Below are 16,722 nucleotides of genomic sequence, written 5' to 3' on the forward strand. Positions count from 1 at the left end.
GGGGCGACCTCGCCCTGGCCGAAGAGGAAGAAGCGCAGGAAGTTGGCGAAGGGGTTGCCCTCGGTCCACTCGAAGTAGATGTGCGGGGTGCAGCCCGTCATGTCCCGGGCATGCAGGAGGAGGGCCGCCAGCGCGTTCGAGATGGAGGCGGACTCCAGGGTCAGCACCCGGTAGCGGTCGTGCAGCACCTCGCCGCGCACGGTCAGGCCCGCCTCGAACTCGGAGGGGTCGGTGACCGTGACCTCGACGAAGACGAAGTCCTCCTGCTCGGGCATGTCGTTGTCGGCGCGGATCTGCTCGACCTTGTCCCGGTACTCGGCCTTGTCCCGGTGGCCGGGCTCGTTGGCGATGAACCGCATCTTGCGGCTGGCCATGTCCCGGATGAATCGTTCCGCCATCGGGTCGAGCGTCACGCTGGTCACGCGCAGTTCGAAGGCGCGGGCCAGCCGGGACAGCAGCGAGACCAGGATGATGCCGGCGATGAAGCAGGCACCGATCTTCACACCGTCCGGGCGCTCGATCACGTTCATGACGGTCGTGTACAGGAACACCGCCGAGATCACGCCGAACCCGATGGTCCACTTGCGCTGTCCGGCCTTGCGCGCCGCGATGGTCACCGCGATCGCCGCGGAGCTGATGAGCACCAGCACGCCGGTGGCGTAGGCGCCGCCCTGCGCGTCGACGTTGGCGTCGAAGAGCCAGGTGACCAGGAAGGCGATGAGCGTGAAGACGATGACCATCGGGCGCACCGCGCGGGCCCAGTGCGGGGCCATGCCGTAGCGGGGCAGATAGCGCGGCATCAGGTTCAGCAGACCGGCCATGGCGGAGGCACCGGCGAACCACAGGATCGCGATGGTCGAGATGTCGTAGACCGTGCCGAAGGCGCCGCCGAGGTACTCGTGCGCGAGGTACGCGAGCGCGCGTCCGTTGGCCTGGCCGCCGGTCTTGAACTCGCTCTCCGGGATGAGCAGCGTGGTGATGAAGCTGGAGGTGATCAGGAAGGCGCTCATGATCAGCGCGGCCGTGGTGAGCAGCTTCTTCGTGTCCCGGATCCGGCCGGTCGGCTTCTCCTCGGTGTCGTCCGGGTCGCCCTGGACGTGGGGCATGACCGCGACGCCGGTCTCGAACCCGGACAGGCCGAGCGCGAGCTTGGGAAAGACGAGCAGGGCCAGGCCGATCATGACGAAGATGTTGCCGTGCTGTGCGGTCAGCGCGCTGGACCAGTCGGTGATCACATGGCCCGCGGTGATCACGTGGTAGAGGCCGACGATCACGACGACGACGTTCAGCGCGAGGTAGACGCCGACCAGTGCCGTCGCGACGCCGATCGCCTCGAGGAAGCCCTTGAGGAACACCGCGCCCAGCAGCGCCACGAGTATCAGGGTGATCAGCATCTGCTGGCCGTGCAGTGCGCTCGTCAGATGCGGGTTCTCCACCAGGTGGGTGGAGGCGTCGGCGGCCGACAGGGTGATGGTGATCAGGAAGTCGGTGGCGGCGAAGCCGAGCAGGGTGAGCACGAAGAGCTTGCCCTGCCAGAAGGACAGCAGCCGCTCCAGCATCGCGATCGAACCCTCGCCGTGCGGGCTCTCCTCGGCGACCCGGCGGTACACCGGAAGCGCGCCGGCCAGGGTGACGATGACAAGGACGATGGTCGCGATCGGCCCCAGCAGTCCGGCCGCCAGCGCCGCGATGCCCGGCTGGTAGCCGAGGGTCGAGAAGTAGTCGACACCGGTCAGGCACATCACGCGCCACCAGCGCTGGCCCTTGTGCGGGGGTTCGGGCTCGGCGTGGGGCCCGGTGTGGCCGCCGTGCTTGCCCATGTCGGAGAGCCCCTCCAGCATCCAGTTGCGCAAGCGACTGGGAGGGGGGTGCTCGGTCGTGGCCATCAGTGGGCTCCTGTGTGCGGCTCAGCTCTTTTCCGGCCATCAGACGACGGCCGCACCAGCGTAAGCAGAGAGTGACGTCTGGGCCCACGGATCCCGGCTCAGGAGGCGTCAATCTTGCGTTAAGAATGGCGTGGGAGCGGTAAAGCAGCATCAAGAACCGGAGGCCGGAGACGGTCGCCGGAGGCACGGCCGTCAGGCTTGCGCTCGTGCCGTCGGAGCGAGAACGGCCACCGAGGGTCATGTCAGGGCGCCCGCCGCCCATCGATGATGAGCGGCAGCCCGGCTTCACATCTGCGACGGTGCTCCGACGGCCGCTGAGCCGTGCCGGCCTCACAGGCGCCGGATGTCCATGCGCAGGTGCCAGGTGTTGCGCCGGTGGACGGACAGCAGCTCCGACTCCAGGGGGGACGGGGGCACCGCGAGCACCGGACAGACCGCGTGCGCCAGGCAGTGCCGGGAGACGCGGCCCGAGAAGGCGCGCTGAAGACCGCGCCGGCCCGCGCCCACGACCAGGACGTCGTCCTCCCGGTCGGCGGTCGCCACCAGCGCCGGGCCCGGGGCACCGCGGACGACGAGGGCGTGCATCGGCACACCGGGGGCGTTCCCGCCGAAGATCTCCTCGAGCACCGAGGCGAGGCGCTGTCCTGCCAGCCGCTGCCAGTCCTCGACCAGGAGGCCGGCGGCGGGGGAGCGGCGCGCGGCGGAGTCACCGCCCGGCGGCTCCCAGGCCAGCACCGGCCACAGTTCCGCTCCCAGCCGGCGGGCGAGCGCGGTGGCCCGCCGCAGGGCCGTGACACTGCCCAGGGAGCCGCTCACACCGACCACCACCCGAGCGGTCGCCGAGGCGTCGTAACCCGACATCACTCCACCGTTCCTCGCGGGCGACGCCGGGGCGTCTCGCGCGCGGACGTGCCCGCCCTGCAAGGCCCTTGTTTCCTTCCTTCCATCCCACTCCCGTACCGGCGATTCGACCAGCCCGGGCGGCGGTGTCTTTTCAACGACTTCCGTATGGGGGGCCGATCGGCTCGGCCGCCGCCAAGATTCGGCGCCGCATCCGAAAGTTTCGGGCGCCTGTTGGGAGCGCACCATGCGGACCTACGACAACCCCGTCCTCCCCGGCTTCCACCCCGACCCGAGCGTGTGCCGGGCCGGGGACGACTACTACCTGGTGTGTCGTCCCGCTGTTCCACAGCCGGGACCTGGTGCACTGGCGGCAGATCGGCAACGTCCTCGACCGGCCGGGCCAGTTGACGCCGCCCGACGACACGCCGGCCTCGGGCGGCATCTACGCGCCGACGATCCGCCACCACCACGGGCTCTTCCATGTCATCACCACCAACGTCACGGCCGGAGGCACCTTCATCGTCACCGCCGAGCGCCCCCGAAGGTCCCTGGTCGGACCCGGTGTGGATCGACCTGCCCGGTATCGACCCCGACCTCGCCTGGGACGAGGACGGTTCCTGCTGGTGCGCCATGGCCGGGGTCACCGTGGCCCGGATCGATCCGCGCACCGGCCCAGTGCTCGAAGGCCCGCTGCCCACGTGGTCCGGCACCGGTCTCAGGGACCCCGAGGCGCCGCATCTGTACCGGATCGGCGACTGGTGGTACCTGCTGCTCGCCGAGGGCGGGACCGTGCTCGGCCACGGTGTCTCGGCCGCCCGCGCCCGCTCGCCGCGCGGCCCGTGGGAACCGGCTCCCGGCAACCCGCTGCTGTCCCACCGCGGTACCGGCCTGCCCATCCAGTGCACCGGCCATGGCGACCTGGTCCAGGCGGCCGACGGCACCTGGTGGATGGTGCTGCTCGGCACCCGGCCGCGCGGCTGCTTCCCGGAGTTTCATGTGCTGGGTCGGGAGACCTTCCTGGTCCCGGTGGAGTGGGCCGACGGCCGGCCCCGGGTGGGGCCGGTGCGCGAGCGGCATCCCGCGCCGGCTGCCTGGGCTCCGCTCCAACCACCGCCGGTGCGCGACGACTTCACCTCCCCGGTGCTCGCGCCGTACTGGATATCCCCGCGGCGCAGACCGGAGGGGTGCTGGTCGCTCACCGAGCGGCCCGGCCGGCTCACGCTGACCGCCACCGGGGACAGCCTCGACCGGCCCGGGCACACCTTCGTCGGTCGCCGCCAGCAGCACCTCGACTGCCGGGCCGCCGCACGACTGGACCGGCCGCGCCGGGCTGTCCATCCGCCTGGACGAGGACCACCACTACGACCTGGAAGTGGCCGCGGGAAAACGCCTGGAGGGGGCCGCGGGAGACCACCAGGACGTGACCGCGTGAAACGCCCCGGCCTCGGGCGTGGGAATCGGCCTGGACGTGGCCGGGCTCAACGCCCTGGGCGTGGCTGGGGGAGAGGACTCGGACAGCGGTTTGGGAAACGGCCCGGACGTGGCCGGGGACAACACCCTGGACGCGGCCCGGGGCGACAGCTTGGACGCGACCCGGGACGGGGCCGCGGGTGACGACCCGGACAGCGGCCTGGGAAACGGGCCGGACGTGGCTTGGGGCAGTGGCCCGGGCGGCGCGGGTGTGGGAAACAGCCTGGGCGTCGGTGTGCGGACCGTGGCCGTGGTCGTGCGGATCGGGCCGGTGCGCCAGTGCGTCGCCGAACTCCCGCTGCCCGTGGGCCCGGTCACCCTGGCCGTCGGCATCCGTGCTACCCGCGACCCCGAGCCCGGGAGCGGTCCCGACAGCATCGCCTTCTCCGTCGAGACCTCCGAGGGAAACGTCCGGCCGGCCGAACTGGACGGCCGTTATCCGTCCACCCAGGTGGCCACCGGATTCACCGGCCGGGTCATCGGCATGTACGTCACCGAGGGCCGCGCGGCCTTCGACTGGTTCGAGTACGCGCCCGCAAGCTCCTGCACGACACCTTGACGCTCCCCACGCGCGTTTCTAGAGTCGCGGTCCGGAACGTTCGAGATTTTCTTCGAATGTTTCGAAAACAGCTCTGCGAAGCAACTCCGAAATTTTTCGAAGGAGCGCAAGATGGGCGACCCTGCACTGTCCCGCCGCGGCTTCCTGGCGGCCTCCGTCGCCGCCGGTCTCGGTGTGACCGCACTCAGCGGCTGCGGCGGCGACTCGGACGGAGGGTCGTCCTCGGGGACGACCACGATCGAGTGGTGGAACATCTCGACCACCGAACCCACCAAGACCGTATGGGCCGGTCTCGCCAAGAAGTACGAGGCCCGGAACCCCAAGGTCAAGCTCAAGATCGTCCAGCTGGAGAACGACGCCTACAAGTCGAAGATGACCGCGCTGACCGCCTCCGGGAAGCTACCGGACATCTTCCACACCTGGGGCGGCGGCGTGCTCCAGCAGCAGGTGGACGCCGGGCTCGTCGAGGACCTCACCGACCGCAGCAAGCCCTGGGCCGACGGACTGCTGTCGGTGTCCAAGCAGCCGTACCTCCTCGGCGACAAGCTGTACGGGATCCCGTTCGACATCGGCATGATCGGCTTCTGGTACAACAAGGCACTCTTCAAGAAGGCCGGGATCAGCGCGCCCCCGACCACCTGGAGCGGCTTCCTGGATGCCGTGAAGAAGCTCAAGTCCGCCGGGATCACCCCGCTGGCGCTGGCCGGCAAGGAGAGCTGGACGGGCATGTACTACTGGGCGTACCTCGCGATGCGCACCGCTGGTGTCGACGCCCTGCAGAAGGCCGACGAGAAGAAGGACTTCAGCGACGCCGGATTCGTCCAGGCCGGGCAGCACCTGAAGGACCTCGTCGATCTCCAGCCCTTCCAGAAGGGCTTCCTCGGGGCCGCCTACTCCTCCCCGACCGGGCAGGCCGCGACCGTCGGCAACGGCAAGGCCGCCATGGAACTCATGGGCCAGTGGGCGCCGGTCGTGGAGGCGGACGCCGGCAAGGGGCTCGGCGCGAACCTCGGCTTCTTCCCGTTCCCGGAGGTCGAGGGCGGCGCCGGGAAGATCACCGAGGTGTTCGGCGGAGGCGGCGGCCATGCCTTGCGCAAGGGCGCCCCGCAGGCGGCCGTGGACTTCCTGGAGTTCTTCGCCTCCGAGGCCACCGACAAGGAGCTGGTGCACAAGACCGGTGTCCTGCCCGTCGTACCGGCGGCCGAGAGCGCCCTCACCGACCCCGACATCAAGGCCGTACAAGCCCAGTTGAAGGGTGCCACCGGCTTCCAGCTCTACCTCGACCAGGCCTACGCCCCCGCCCTCGGCCAGCAGGTCAACGACAGCGTGGCCGGACTGATCGCCGGATCCAAGTCCCCGCAGCAGGTCACCCAGGCGATCACCAGCACCGCGAAACAAGAGCAGTAGGGCGGGCGATGACCTCCACCTCCCTCTCGGACCCACGGGGCGAACGGAGTGGACGCCGCGGATCCGGCGCCGTCCTGCCGGCCCCGGCGGCCGACGCCGGCCGGCAGCGGAGCCGTAGGCGCGCCCTGCACTGGCTCACCGCCGTCGGCCTCCAACTGCCCGCTCTCGTGCTGTTCGGCGTGCTGGTCCTGCTGCCGATCCTGTTCGCGCTGTACGCGTCCTTCTTCCGCTGGGGCGGCTTCGGGATGCCGTCCGACTACACCGGCACCGACAACTTCAGCCGTCTGCTGCAGGATCCGGTGTTCCTCGGCGACCTGTGGCGGATGCTGCTGCTCGTCGTGCTGTCGCTCGCGCTGCAGCTGCCGTTCGCGCTCGCGATGGCCGTCCTGCTGAACCAGAAGGTGCGCGGCCGGGCGGTGTACCGAATGCTGTTCTTCGCGCCGTACGTGCTGTCCGAGGCCATCACCGGCGTGCTGTTCAGCATGATCTTCGCCCCGGACGACGGCCTCGCCGACCACGTCCTCGGCGCCGTCGGACTGGGCGGGCTCGGCGGCCAGTGGTTCGCCGGCACCTCCACCGTGCTGGCCACGCTGTTCCTCGTCATGACGTGGAAGTACTTCGGCTTCCACATGATGCTGTACCTGGCCGGACTGCAGTCCATACCGGCCGAGTTGACGGAGGCGGCGATCGTCGACGGCGCGAACCCCTGGCAGCGCTTCCGGCACGTCACGCTGCCGCTGCTCGCGCCCACGCTGCGGATCAGCGTCTTCCTGTCCGTGATCGGATCGATCCAGCTGTTCGACCTGGTCTGGGTCGTCACCGCGGGCGGGCCCGACCACCACTCCGAGACGATGGCCGTGACCATGTTCCAGTACGGCTTCAAGCGCTACCAGGTCGGCTACGCCAGCGCGATCAGCGTGGTCATGTTCGCCATCAGCCTCGTCTTCGCCCTCGCCTACCAGCGGTTCGTGCTGCGCCGCGACCTCGAAGGGGCCACCACGCACATGAGGGGAGCCGGAGCATGAGTGTCCGCCGCAAGGGTCGTACGCTCCCCTTGCACGTCGTCCTGGTGGCGGTCGGCGCCGTGATGGCCGTACCGCTGCTGTACGCCCTCCTCTCCGGCTTCAAGTCCACCGACCAGCTCTCCCGCAACCCCGTCGGGCTGCCGAAGCCGTGGGTGTTCTCCAACTACGGCGACATCCTCGGCTCGGGCTCCTTCTGGCGGCTGGTCGGCAACAGCACGCTGATCGCGGTCGGTACGACGGTGATCGTCGTCGCGGTCTCGGCGCTCGCCGCGTTCTCCTTCGCGCGGTTCGCCTTCCGGGGCCGGGAGCTGCTGTTCACGCTGTTCACGATGGGGCTGATGTTCCCGTTCGCGGTGGCGGCGCTGCCGCTGTTCCTGCTTCTGCGCTCGATGGGCCTGCTGGACAACCCGCTCGGTGTGATCCTGCCGCAGGCCGCGTTCGGGCTGCCGATGACGATCATCATCCTGCGCGGATTCTTCCGGCAGATTCCGGGCGAACTGGAGGAGGCGGCCACGCTCGACGGCTGCGGACCGCTCGGCTTCTTCTGGCGGGTGCTGCTGCCGATGGCCCGGCCCGCGCTCGGCACGGTCTCCGTGCTCGCGGTCGTCACCAGCTGGAACAACTTCTTCCTGCCGCTGCTGGTGTTCACCGACAGCACCTGGTGGACCATCCCGATCGGCGTGCAGCAGTTCCAGGGCCAGTACTCCGCCGACACCGCACGTGTCTTCGCCTACCTCGTTCTCGCCATGGTCCCCGCCCTCGCCTTCTACTCGGTCGCCGAACGCCAGCTCGTCGGCGGCCTGACCGCGGGCGCCACCAAGGGCTGAACATCCCGCTGAGAGACAGGAGTCGCACCATGCCCAGCAAGAGCACGCGTCTCAGACTCGCCGGCGCCCTCGCGGCCGCTTTCATGGCCACCGGACTCGCCGCCCCGGCGGCCCAGGCCCACGAGCGGCGGCCCACCCTCGCCGACCTCGCCGAACGCCACGGCCGATACTTCGGCAGCGCCACCGACAACCCCGAACTCACCGACAGCGCCTACACGGAGATCCTCGGCGGCGAGTTCGACATGATCACGCCCGGCAACGGCATGAAGTGGTACGCCACCGAGCCCCAGCAGGGCGTCTTCGACTGGACCAACGGCGACCAGATCGTGAACCTGGCCCGCAGGAACCACCAGAAGGTCCGCGCCCACACCCTCGTCTGGCACAGCCAGCTGCCCGACTGGCTCACCTCCCGGCAGTGGACCGCGAGCGAGCTGCGGGCCGTGCTGAAAAAGCACATCACCACCGAGGTGCGGCACTACCGGGGCCAGGTGTACTCCTGGGACGTCGTCAACGAGGCCTTCAACGAGGACGGGACCTATCGCGAGACGCTCTGGTACGAGACCCTCGGCCCCGGCTACATCGCCGATGCCCTGCACTGGGCCCACGAGGCCGACCCGCACGCCAAGCTCTACCTCAACGACTACAACATCGAGGCCGCCGGCCCGAAGAGCGACGCCTACTACGCACTGGCCAAGGACCTCAAGTCCAGGGGTGTGCCGCTCGACGGCATCGGCTTCCAGACCCATCTGGCCCTGCAGTACGGCTATCCCACCAGCCTTCCCGACAACCTGCGCCGATTCTCCGGCCTGGGCCTGGACACCGCCCTGACCGAGGTCGACGTACGGATGCAGCTGCCCGCGACCGAGGACAAGCTGGCCGAGCAGGCGGACTGGTACCGGCAGTTGACCGAGGCCTGCCTGGCCGTGCGCAGGTGCGTCGGCGTGACCGTCTGGGACTACACCGACAAGTACTCCTGGATCCCGGCCTTCTTCCCGGGCGAGGGAGCCGCGCTGCCGTGGGACGAGCAGCTGAACCCCAAGCCCGCGTACCAGGCCCTGCGGGACGCGCTGCGCTAGCGCCCGGCTACGTCCGGTAGCCGCCCCTGGACACACATCGGGGCCGGTGCGCACCTCACAGGGTGCGGCCGGCCCCTCGGGTCGTTCGCCCGCGCTCCGCTCAGGCGGCGGTCATCACATGCTCCGCACCGAGCGGGCGGTGCGGAGCGATGATCCGGCCGTCGGGCAGCAGCTCACCGGTGTCCTCGAAGAGCAGGACGCCGTTGCACAGCAGACTCCATCCCTGCTCCGGGTGGTGCGCCACGAGACGGGCGGACTCCCGGTCGGCGGACTCGGCTGGCGGACACGGTGGCTGGTGCTGGCACATGGGTGGGATCTCTCGCTCTGTCGTGGTCATGGCCGTCCCCCGTGGTGTCATGTCGGTCGGAACCCAGTGTTGCCCTCTCGGCGTCGTTCCGCAGGGATTTCGCAGCACCGCTTCCCACAGGTTCATGACGCGTCACCCGCGCGGACGGTTCAGTCCAAGTGCACTGTCACTTCGGGTGGTTCGCAGTGGCCGGATCGGGCTAGTCCCTGCAGGCCAGACCCCTGATATGGACGTACCCCGCTTCCCTTGCGGGCAAGCGGGGTACGCGCATGTCCGTCAGGCGGCGGGCGAGCCGAGCACGGGGGGCGTGAGCAGGGGGAGCGGAGTGGCGCGATGGGTCAGCACCGGCAGCAACTCACTGACCCGGAACGGACGGTGCGCCGATATGCCGGGCGGTGCCGGCGCCAGTGGGACGAGGAGATCGGTGCCGGCCGGGTGCCCCTCGGCTCCGTCGGCGGTGATGTCGCCGTGCAGCCACAGGGTGAGCATGTACAGACCGGGCACGGACAGCAGCCGGGCCTGGTACGGCTGTGGCAGTGCCTCGGCCTGCTGCAGGGCGCGCTCGGTGGAGGGGACGTACGGGCCTTCGAAGAAGTGCGAGAAGGCCCAGCCGTCGGGGGTCAGCATGGTGTCCGCGGCGGCCACGGCACGCTCGCCGCAGCGGATCAGGAAGCGCCAGCCGGCCAGCCGGGTCGCGGACAGGCCCGGTGCGGTGATGCGGTCCAGTACGTGCACGGGCAGCGGGAGCTCGGGTGTCGTCGGCCCCTGCGCGGCGCGCAGGGAGGGGGTCGGGGCCTCACGTACCGCGGTGGGGGAACCGAGGGCGGCGAGGACGGAGCGCAGGGCAGGCGCGGGGGCAGGGGGCACGTGCAGCGGCATGTGGGTCGCCTCTCTCGTACGACAGGCGCGGCGGCGCGAGGAGGGGATGGGGCGGACGGCGCTGTCTGCTCACGGAAGGCCGGAAGGGTGAAGGCCCGGATCGGTGAACGCGGGTGCGGCTCGGCCTGCCGCCCGTCACCGGGACGGCCTGAACACGGCAGGAACCAGGACCGAGGCGTCAACCTTCCGCCTTGTGGGCGAAGTTTATATGACGCATGTTCGGCCGATGTTTCGTCTATCCCAATTCCGGAAGTCGCGCAAGGCGGTAATACGCCGTCGATTTGCGGGACTCCTCCCGGTTCCCGGGCCGCTCGCCGCCGCTGACCACGTCATACGCGCTGGTAACGGTCGGCCGAATGTCGTCGGCGTTTTTCACGAGGTGCGACGGGAACCCGTTGGTGCAGACCGACGCATGCCCCGTGAATGTGCCGCGGGGAACATTCCGACAGAGTAGCGGGTGCCGGGCCCGCGCGAGGCGTTATCGATCGCTTCCACTGGGCATCATCCCCCCTGCACCAGGGAGCCCGGCGGCCGGACGTCGGCCCGCCCATCCGAGGAGGGACGCTTCGATGGGGGAGAAGGTCGTGGCGGGGCAGTTCGACCTGTCCGATCGCCAGCGCTACCGTGAAAAGCTTCAGAAGTGTCTCGCGGGACTGGAGCGACTGCTGCGGGAGAAGCGATTCGATCGTCCCAAGAATCTCATGGGAGTCGAGATCGAATTGAATCTCGCGGGGCACGACGGTATGCCGAAAATGTTGAACGGGCAGGTACTGGAGCGTATCGCGAGCCGCGATTTCCAAACAGAACTCGCCATGTTCAATCTGGAAGTCAACATAGCCCCACACCGGTTGGGCGGCCGGGTATTCGACCGGCTCGCCGAGGAACTGCGCACCTCGCTCGCCTACGCCGACCGCAAGGCGGGCGAGGTGGACGCCGGCATCGTCATGATCGGCATCCTGCCCACGCTCGACCGCGACGACCTGGTCTCCTCCAACCTCTCCGAGGTCGACCGCTACACCCTGCTCAACGACCAGATCGTGGCCGCGCGCGGCGAGGACTTCCGGCTCGACATCGAGGGCGTCGAGCACCTCGTCTGCACCTCCAAGTCGATCGTCCCCGAGGCCGCCTGCACCTCCGTGCAGCTGCACCTCCAGGTCACCCCGGCCCGGTTCGCCGACGTGTGGAACGCGGCGCAGGTCGCGTGCGCCGCGCAGATCGCCGTCGGCGCCAACTCACCGTTCCTGTTCGGACACGAACTGTGGCGCGAGTCCCGGCCCCCGCTGTTCCTGCAGTCCACCGACACCCGCCCGCCCGAGCTCCAGGCCCAGGGCGTACGGCCGCGCACCTGGTTCGGCGAGCGGTGGATCAGCTCCGCCTACGAGCTGTTCGAGGAGAACCTGCGCTTCTTCCCGGCGCTGCTGCCCATCTGCGACGACGAGGAACCGCTGGAGGTCGTCGAGGCGGGCGGCACGCCCAGGCTCGCCGAGCTGGTGCTGCACAACGGCACGATCTACCGCTGGAACCGGCCGGTGTACGGCATCGCCGACGGGGTCCCGCACCTCAGGGTGGAGAACCGGGTGCTGCCGGCCGGGCCGACCATCACCGACGTGATCGCCAACGCGGCCTTCTACTACGGCCTGGTCCGCGCCCTCGCCGAGGAGTCCCGCCCGGTGTGGACCCGGCTGTCCTTCGCGGCGGCGGAGGCCAACTTCGACGCCGCGTGCCGGTACGGAATCGACGCACGCTTCGTCTGGCCCCGGCGCGGACGCTACGGCGGCACGGGCGAGGTCGACGCGGTCACCCTGGTCCGCGACGAGCTGCTGCCGCTGGCCTCGGCCGGCCTGGACGCGTGGGGCGTGGAGGCGGCCGACCGCGACCTCTACCTGGGCGTGATCGAGGAGCGCTGCCGGCGCCGGGTGAACGGGGCGTCCTGGCAGGCGGCCACCTTCCACAGGCTTCTGGAGCAGGGACTGTCCCGCGACGACGCGCTGGCCGCCACGACGCGGCGCTATGCCGAACTGATGCATGTGGGCGAGCCGGTCCACATGTGGCCGGTGGGGTTGCCGGAACCGGTGCCGCTCGGTTGATCACCGGGTGGGAGGCGGGGTGGTGCGCGGGCTGCGCACCGGCCCGCTCCGCCGGGCCGGGCCGACGGCGCGGGTTCAGCGCCGTGGCGACCGCGTGGCGGAGCGGCGGGCCCGATGCTGCCCGCTCGGTCCCAGGGCGCGCCGTCGTGCCCGAGCGTTGTCGTGGCCGACATGAACAACGCGGAGGCGCCGGGGCGCTCGGCGGAACCAGGTGGGCGTACGCCGTCCTCACATCTCCTTCTGCGATCCTTGCCAGGGCAGTGGTGGGCCAGGGGCCCGTGAGCCGGATGGAGGCAGGGGTGCAGGTGGAGGCTGACTCGGTGGCCGATTCCGGGGCGCGGCGGCGCGACCCGCGGCGCGTCCTGCGGGACGAGACGCTGCTCGTCCTGGCGCTGTCGCTCGGAGCGAGCGGGGTCTCCGCGCTGATCAGCTTCATCGGCGCGGTCACCAAGCCGGGGGGCCTGAAGGACCAGGCGGCCACCCTCAACGCCTCGGCCGCGCCCGGCCGCCCGTGGCTCGACCTGGCCTGGCAGCTGTTCGGTATCGCCAGCGCGCTGGTCCCCGTCGCCCTCGTCGCCCATCTGCTCCTGCGCGAGGGCGGCAGCCTGCGGACACTGGGCTTCGACCGCACCCGGCCGTGGCCCGACCTGGGCCGGGGCGCCGGTGTCGCGGCCGTGATCGGCAGCACCGGGATCGCCTTCTACCTGACCGCCCGCGGCCTCGGCTTCAACCTCACGGTCGTGCCCGAGGCTCTGCCGGACGTGTGGTGGAAGTTCCCGGTGCTGATCCTGTCCGCCGTGCAGAACGCGGTCCTCGAAGAGGTCATCGTCGTCGGTTATCTGCTGCGCAGGCTGGGCCAGTTGGGCTGGACCCCGGGGACCGCGCTGGTCGCCAGCGCGGTCCTGCGTGGCTCGTACCACCTCTACCAGGGCGTCGGCGGCTTCATCGGCAACATGGTCATGGGCGTGGTCTTCGTGTGGCTGTACCGCCGCTGGGGACGGGTCGGCCCCCTGGTCGTCGCCCACTCGCTGCTCGACATCGGCGCGTTCGTCGGCTACGCGCTGCTCGCGGGCAGGGTGGGCTGGCTGCCGACGGCCTGAGGACCGGAGGGCCGGCGGCTCAGGCGTGCAGCTCGCCCTCGATGACCGTGACCGCGCGGCCGGTGAGCAGGGTGCGCTCGCCGCGCAGGGCGGTGCGGACCAGGCCGGTGCGGCGGGAGGCCTGCAGACCGGTGAGGTCGTCGCGGCCCAGGCGCGCGGACCAGTGCGGGGCGAGCGCGGTGTGGGCGCTGCCGGTGACCGGGTCCTCGTCGATGCCGACGTTCGGGAAGAAGCAGCGGGAGACGAAGTCGTAGCCGCGGGACGGTTCGTCGGCGCGGGCGGTGGCGATGATGCCGCGCGCGGAGTAGGCGCCCAGGGACCCGTGGTCCGGTGCGAGGCCCAGGACCGTCTTCTCGTCGGCCAGTTCCAGCAGCAGGTCGCCGACGTTCGGGCCGGTGTCGAAGGCGGCGACCGGCTCCGCGCCGAGGGCTTCGGCGACCCCGGCCGGGATCTCGGCCCGGGTGAGCGGGGCCGTCGGGAAGTCGAGGGTGATCGAGCCGTCCTCGGCGGGCGTGGCGATGAGCACGCCACTGCGCGTGGTGAAGCGCACCGGACCCTCGTGGGCGCCGGTGGTGTGCAGGACGTGGGCGGTGGCGAGCGTGGCGTGCCCGCACATCGCGACCTCGGCGACGGGCGTGAACCAGCGCAGCGCCCAGTCTGCATCGCCGCCCTCGGGCAGCCGGTGGGTGAACGCCGTCTCGGCGTGATTGACCTCCATGGCGACGTTCTGGAGCCAGTCGTCGTCCGGGAAGACGTCGTCCAGGAGCAGGACTCCGGCCGGGTTGCCGGCGAAGGGGCGGTCGGTGAAGGCGTCCACGATTCGAATGCGCATGGCGCCGACGCTAGCGGCGGCGAAGGACGCCCGCCCAAGGCCAATCCACGAGTCCTGGCACGTTTCCCGCATTTCCCGGACCCCTGCGGCATCGCGTCGGGAAGGGTCTTGTCATGCGATCGGTTCCGATATATCGTTGAGGTATCGCGAACGATACGCGATGCGGACGTGACAGATCATCGATGGAATGGAGTGATCGCGATGCGTACCCACGGATTCGAGCGTGGACATCGGCACGAGGGCCCCGGGCAGCGGGGCATGGATGGATTCGACCGGCGGCGGGCCGCCTTCGGGCCCTTCGGTCCGGGTGGCCCGGGCTTCGGCCCCGGCGGTCCCGGTTTCGGCCCCGGCCCCTGGGGGCCCCGGGGGCGCGGAGGCCCGAGGGGACGGGCGCGGCGCGGTGACGTACGGGCCTCGATCCTGGCCCTGCTCAAGGACCGTCCCATGCACGGCTACGAGATGATCCAGGAGATCGCCGAACGCAGCGGCGGCGCGTGGAAACCCAGCCCCGGCTCGGTGTACCCCACGCTCCAGCTGCTGGAGGACGAGGGCCTGATCGCCAGCGAGAGCGAGGGCGGCAAGAAGCTGTTCGCGCTCACCGAGGACGGGCGCGCCGCCGCCGACGAGGGTCCCGACGCCCCCTGGGAGGAGGCCTCGCGCGGGGTCGACTGGGAGGCCCTCGGTGAGATCCGCCAGGCCGGCTTCGGCCTGATGGAGGCCTTCAGCCAGGTCTGGAAGACCGGCAGCAAGGAACAGCGGGAGAAGGCGCTGGCCGTCATCAACGACGCCCGCAAGAAGCTGTACCTGATCCTCGCCGACGAGCACTGAGGCTCGTGCGACGGTCCGGGCGCCCCGCGGAGCACCTCCGCGGGGCGCCTTCCCGTACCCCGGCTCAGGCGACCAGGCCGGCCAGCTTCCGCAGCGACTCGTTCAGCGCGGCCGTCGCCGAGTCCTTCAGCTTGCCCGCCATCAGCGACACCGCGGCGCCGGTGAACTCGCCGTCGATCCGGACGGACGTGGCGTCGCCGTCGGGTGTGAGGGTGTAGCGGGTGGCGACCGTCACCGCCATCGGTCCCTTGCCCCGGATGGCCAGCACCCGGGCCGGCTCCAGCTCCTCGATGGTCCAGTCGACCTCGGCCGGGAAGCCCATCAGCTTCATGTTCTCCTGGAAGGTCCCGCCCACGGCCAGGCTCTCCGGGCCCCCCTTGGGGAAGCTGGTGTGGGTGGCGTTCCACTCCCCGTACGACGACCAGTCGGTGAGCTGGGCCCACACCTTCTCGGCCGGCGCCTGGATGCGTGCCTCCGCGCTGACTTCGGCCATGCGACCACCCCTTCGGATCCGGCGTAGCGGGCTACGGTGTCGCGGAACGTAGCCGCAGGGGCGCGAACATTCAATACTGATGAACCGTCAGGAATTGCGGAGGCCCGGCGGGGTCAGCCCATCCGCCGGATCACCACCGCGTCGAACAGGTCCCACGCGTGCGGGAAGGCGCTCTCGTCGTGGCAGTGCCAGGCCTGCCAGAACACGTCCGCGAGCAGGGCGTTCTCCGGCGCGTACACCCGGTACACGTACTGCTTGCCGTCGACCGCGGGCAGCGCCACCGGCCAGCACCCGCCCACGCTCTCCACATAGGTGGGGGACGAGCGGGGGTGTGCGGTGGTTGCGTACGGGGCGCACAGCAAGGCGGCGCGCGCCCTTCGGGCCGGATCGGCCGAATCTCCTCCGTAAGGATGAGATCCCGAACGCCGGGGTCCACTCTGTGTGGGACGCGGAGATGGTTCCCCTCGTGGATGACCCGGCCCGTTGAGGCTGATGGGGTGGGGTTGTGCAACCCCGTACAGCCCCCTGGACCGCCCATGACGAGGCGGTCGCGCACATCGACGACGATGCCGTGCTCGGCGCCGAGCTGGCAGCGGTGGTCGCCGGTGCCCGCCGCAGGGCCGTCCGGGACGGGGACCGCCAGACCGACACCGCCCATCTGCTGCACTCCCTCCTGGAGCACGACCCCGAGGTCCGCGCAGCCGTCGGCGGCCCGCAGCGGCTCGCCCGGCTGCTCGGCTACCTCGTGCAGCGCAGCATCGGCTACGGGCTGCGCTGGCAGGGCAGCGTCGAGGACTCCGGCGCGCTCTCCGTCGTCCCCGCCGCGGCCGTGCCCGGCCCACGCGAGCCGAGGGACACCGCCGGCTGGTCGCCCGCGGCCGCTGCCGCGTTCGCCGACGCCCGCGAGCGGGCCCGGCTGCGGGGCGAGCCTCGTGTCACCGGCCTCGGCCTCCTCGCCGCGCTCACCGCGGACCCGGGTTCGCGGGCCGTGGAGGTCCTCGAGCGCGCCGGCATCCGCGATCTGAACACCCCGCCGGAACCCGTCGCCGACGAGTACGCCGGAGACGGCGGGGCGGCCCACTGACACCGGCGGACGTCCAGCC

The 16,722-nt window shown here is 70.6% G+C and carries 16 protein-coding genes and 1 pseudogene; 10 read left to right on the top strand and 7 right to left on the bottom strand.

Annotation, left to right across the window (positions count from 1 at the left end):
* Together ACWDEN_RS46025 and ACWDEN_RS46030 are read right to left on the bottom strand one after the other, a co-directional pair.
* Positions 1–1,886: amino acid transporter (locus tag ACWDEN_RS46025; protein WP_450864003.1), on the bottom strand; the 1,886-nt coding region annotated here is incomplete at its 3' end.
* A gap of 330 nt (positions 1,887–2,216) precedes the next feature.
* Positions 2,217–2,747 carry a universal stress protein gene (locus ACWDEN_RS46030; RefSeq protein WP_351616251.1) on the bottom strand — a complete coding sequence of 177 codons (531 nt, stop codon included), beginning with the start codon at positions 2,745–2,747 and terminating at the stop codon, positions 2,217–2,219.
* A 226-nt stretch (positions 2,748–2,973) separates the two neighbouring features.
* Here ACWDEN_RS46030 and ACWDEN_RS46035 point away from each other — a divergent pair.
* The 6 genes and pseudogenes from ACWDEN_RS46035 to ACWDEN_RS46060 form a co-directional block, all read left to right on the top strand.
* Positions 2,974–4,116, top strand: a pseudogene (locus ACWDEN_RS46035) (family 43 glycosylhydrolase); the annotation flags it as partial.
* A gap of 63 nt (positions 4,117–4,179) precedes the next feature.
* On the top strand, positions 4,180–4,758 hold the full coding sequence (locus tag ACWDEN_RS46040) for a beta-xylosidase family glycoside hydrolase (RefSeq protein ID WP_450864006.1): 579 nt from the start codon (positions 4,180–4,182) through the stop codon (positions 4,756–4,758).
* Positions 4,759–4,869: 111 nt separating this feature from the next.
* On the top strand, positions 4,870–6,165 hold the full coding sequence (locus ACWDEN_RS46045) for an extracellular solute-binding protein (protein ID WP_351616248.1): 1,296 nt from the start codon (positions 4,870–4,872) through the stop codon (positions 6,163–6,165).
* Between the two features lie 8 nt (positions 6,166–6,173).
* The gene (locus ACWDEN_RS46050; protein WP_351616246.1) at positions 6,174–7,190 is read left to right on the top strand and encodes a carbohydrate ABC transporter permease; all 1,017 of its coding nucleotides are present in this window, start codon (positions 6,174–6,176) and stop codon (positions 7,188–7,190) included.
* Positions 7,187–8,017, top strand: a complete 831-nt coding sequence (locus ACWDEN_RS46055; RefSeq protein ID WP_351616243.1) for a carbohydrate ABC transporter permease — start codon at positions 7,187–7,189, stop codon at positions 8,015–8,017. The genes ACWDEN_RS46050 and ACWDEN_RS46055 overlap by 4 nt, the downstream gene beginning before the upstream one ends.
* Before the next feature lie 29 nt (positions 8,018–8,046).
* Positions 8,047–9,093, top strand: coding sequence for an endo-1,4-beta-xylanase (locus ACWDEN_RS46060; RefSeq protein ID WP_450864009.1), 1,047 nt, complete (start codon positions 8,047–8,049; stop codon positions 9,091–9,093).
* Positions 9,094–9,193: 100 nt separating this feature from the next.
* On the opposite strand, the gene ACWDEN_RS46065 is transcribed toward ACWDEN_RS46060, so the two are convergent.
* Both ACWDEN_RS46065 and ACWDEN_RS46070 read right to left on the bottom strand, forming a co-directional pair.
* A complete protein-coding gene (locus tag ACWDEN_RS46065) occupies positions 9,194–9,400 on the bottom strand; it encodes a DUF5999 family protein (protein ID WP_067045924.1) in 207 nt (68 codons plus the stop codon).
* A gap of 276 nt (positions 9,401–9,676) precedes the next feature.
* Positions 9,677–10,279 (bottom strand): hypothetical protein, encoded by a 603-nt coding sequence (locus tag ACWDEN_RS46070; RefSeq protein ID WP_351616237.1) that lies wholly within the window; start codon positions 10,277–10,279, stop codon positions 9,677–9,679.
* A 569-nt stretch (positions 10,280–10,848) separates the two neighbouring features.
* Here ACWDEN_RS46070 and ACWDEN_RS46075 point away from each other — a divergent pair.
* A complete protein-coding gene (locus ACWDEN_RS46075) occupies positions 10,849–12,366 on the top strand; it encodes a glutamate--cysteine ligase (protein WP_351616234.1) in 1,518 nt (505 codons plus the stop codon).
* 299 nt (positions 12,367–12,665) lie between these two features.
* Positions 12,666–13,466 (top strand): CPBP family intramembrane glutamic endopeptidase, encoded by an 801-nt coding sequence (locus ACWDEN_RS46080; protein ID WP_351616232.1) that lies wholly within the window; start codon positions 12,666–12,668, stop codon positions 13,464–13,466.
* A 19-nt stretch (positions 13,467–13,485) separates the two neighbouring features.
* Here the strand turns inward: ACWDEN_RS46080 and ACWDEN_RS46085 are convergent, their stop codons facing one another.
* Positions 13,486–14,298, bottom strand: coding sequence for a PhzF family phenazine biosynthesis protein (locus tag ACWDEN_RS46085; RefSeq protein ID WP_450864012.1), 813 nt, complete (start codon positions 14,296–14,298; stop codon positions 13,486–13,488).
* A 201-nt stretch (positions 14,299–14,499) separates the two neighbouring features.
* Here ACWDEN_RS46085 and ACWDEN_RS46090 point away from each other — a divergent pair, with 201 nt between their 5' ends.
* Positions 14,500–15,126 carry a PadR family transcriptional regulator gene (locus ACWDEN_RS46090; RefSeq protein ID WP_351616227.1) on the top strand — a complete coding sequence of 209 codons (627 nt, stop codon included), beginning with the start codon at positions 14,500–14,502 and terminating at the stop codon, positions 15,124–15,126.
* 64 nt (positions 15,127–15,190) lie between these two features.
* Here the strand turns inward: ACWDEN_RS46090 and ACWDEN_RS46095 are convergent, their stop codons facing one another.
* Both ACWDEN_RS46095 and ACWDEN_RS46100 read right to left on the bottom strand, forming a co-directional pair.
* Positions 15,191–15,619, bottom strand: coding sequence for a type II toxin-antitoxin system Rv0910 family toxin (locus ACWDEN_RS46095; protein WP_351616224.1), 429 nt, complete (start codon positions 15,617–15,619; stop codon positions 15,191–15,193).
* A 113-nt stretch (positions 15,620–15,732) separates the two neighbouring features.
* Complete coding sequence (locus ACWDEN_RS46100; protein WP_450864014.1) at positions 15,733–15,900, bottom strand: hypothetical protein; 168 nt, start codon at positions 15,898–15,900, stop codon at positions 15,733–15,735.
* Positions 15,901–16,124: 224 nt separating this feature from the next.
* Here ACWDEN_RS46100 and ACWDEN_RS46105 point away from each other — a divergent pair, with 224 nt between their 5' ends.
* A complete protein-coding gene (locus tag ACWDEN_RS46105) occupies positions 16,125–16,703 on the top strand; it encodes a Clp protease N-terminal domain-containing protein (protein WP_450864016.1) in 579 nt (192 codons plus the stop codon).
* The last annotated feature ends 19 nt before the right edge of the window (positions 16,704–16,722 follow it).

It is taken from the genome of Streptomyces sp. NPDC001153 (genome assembly GCF_053598315.1).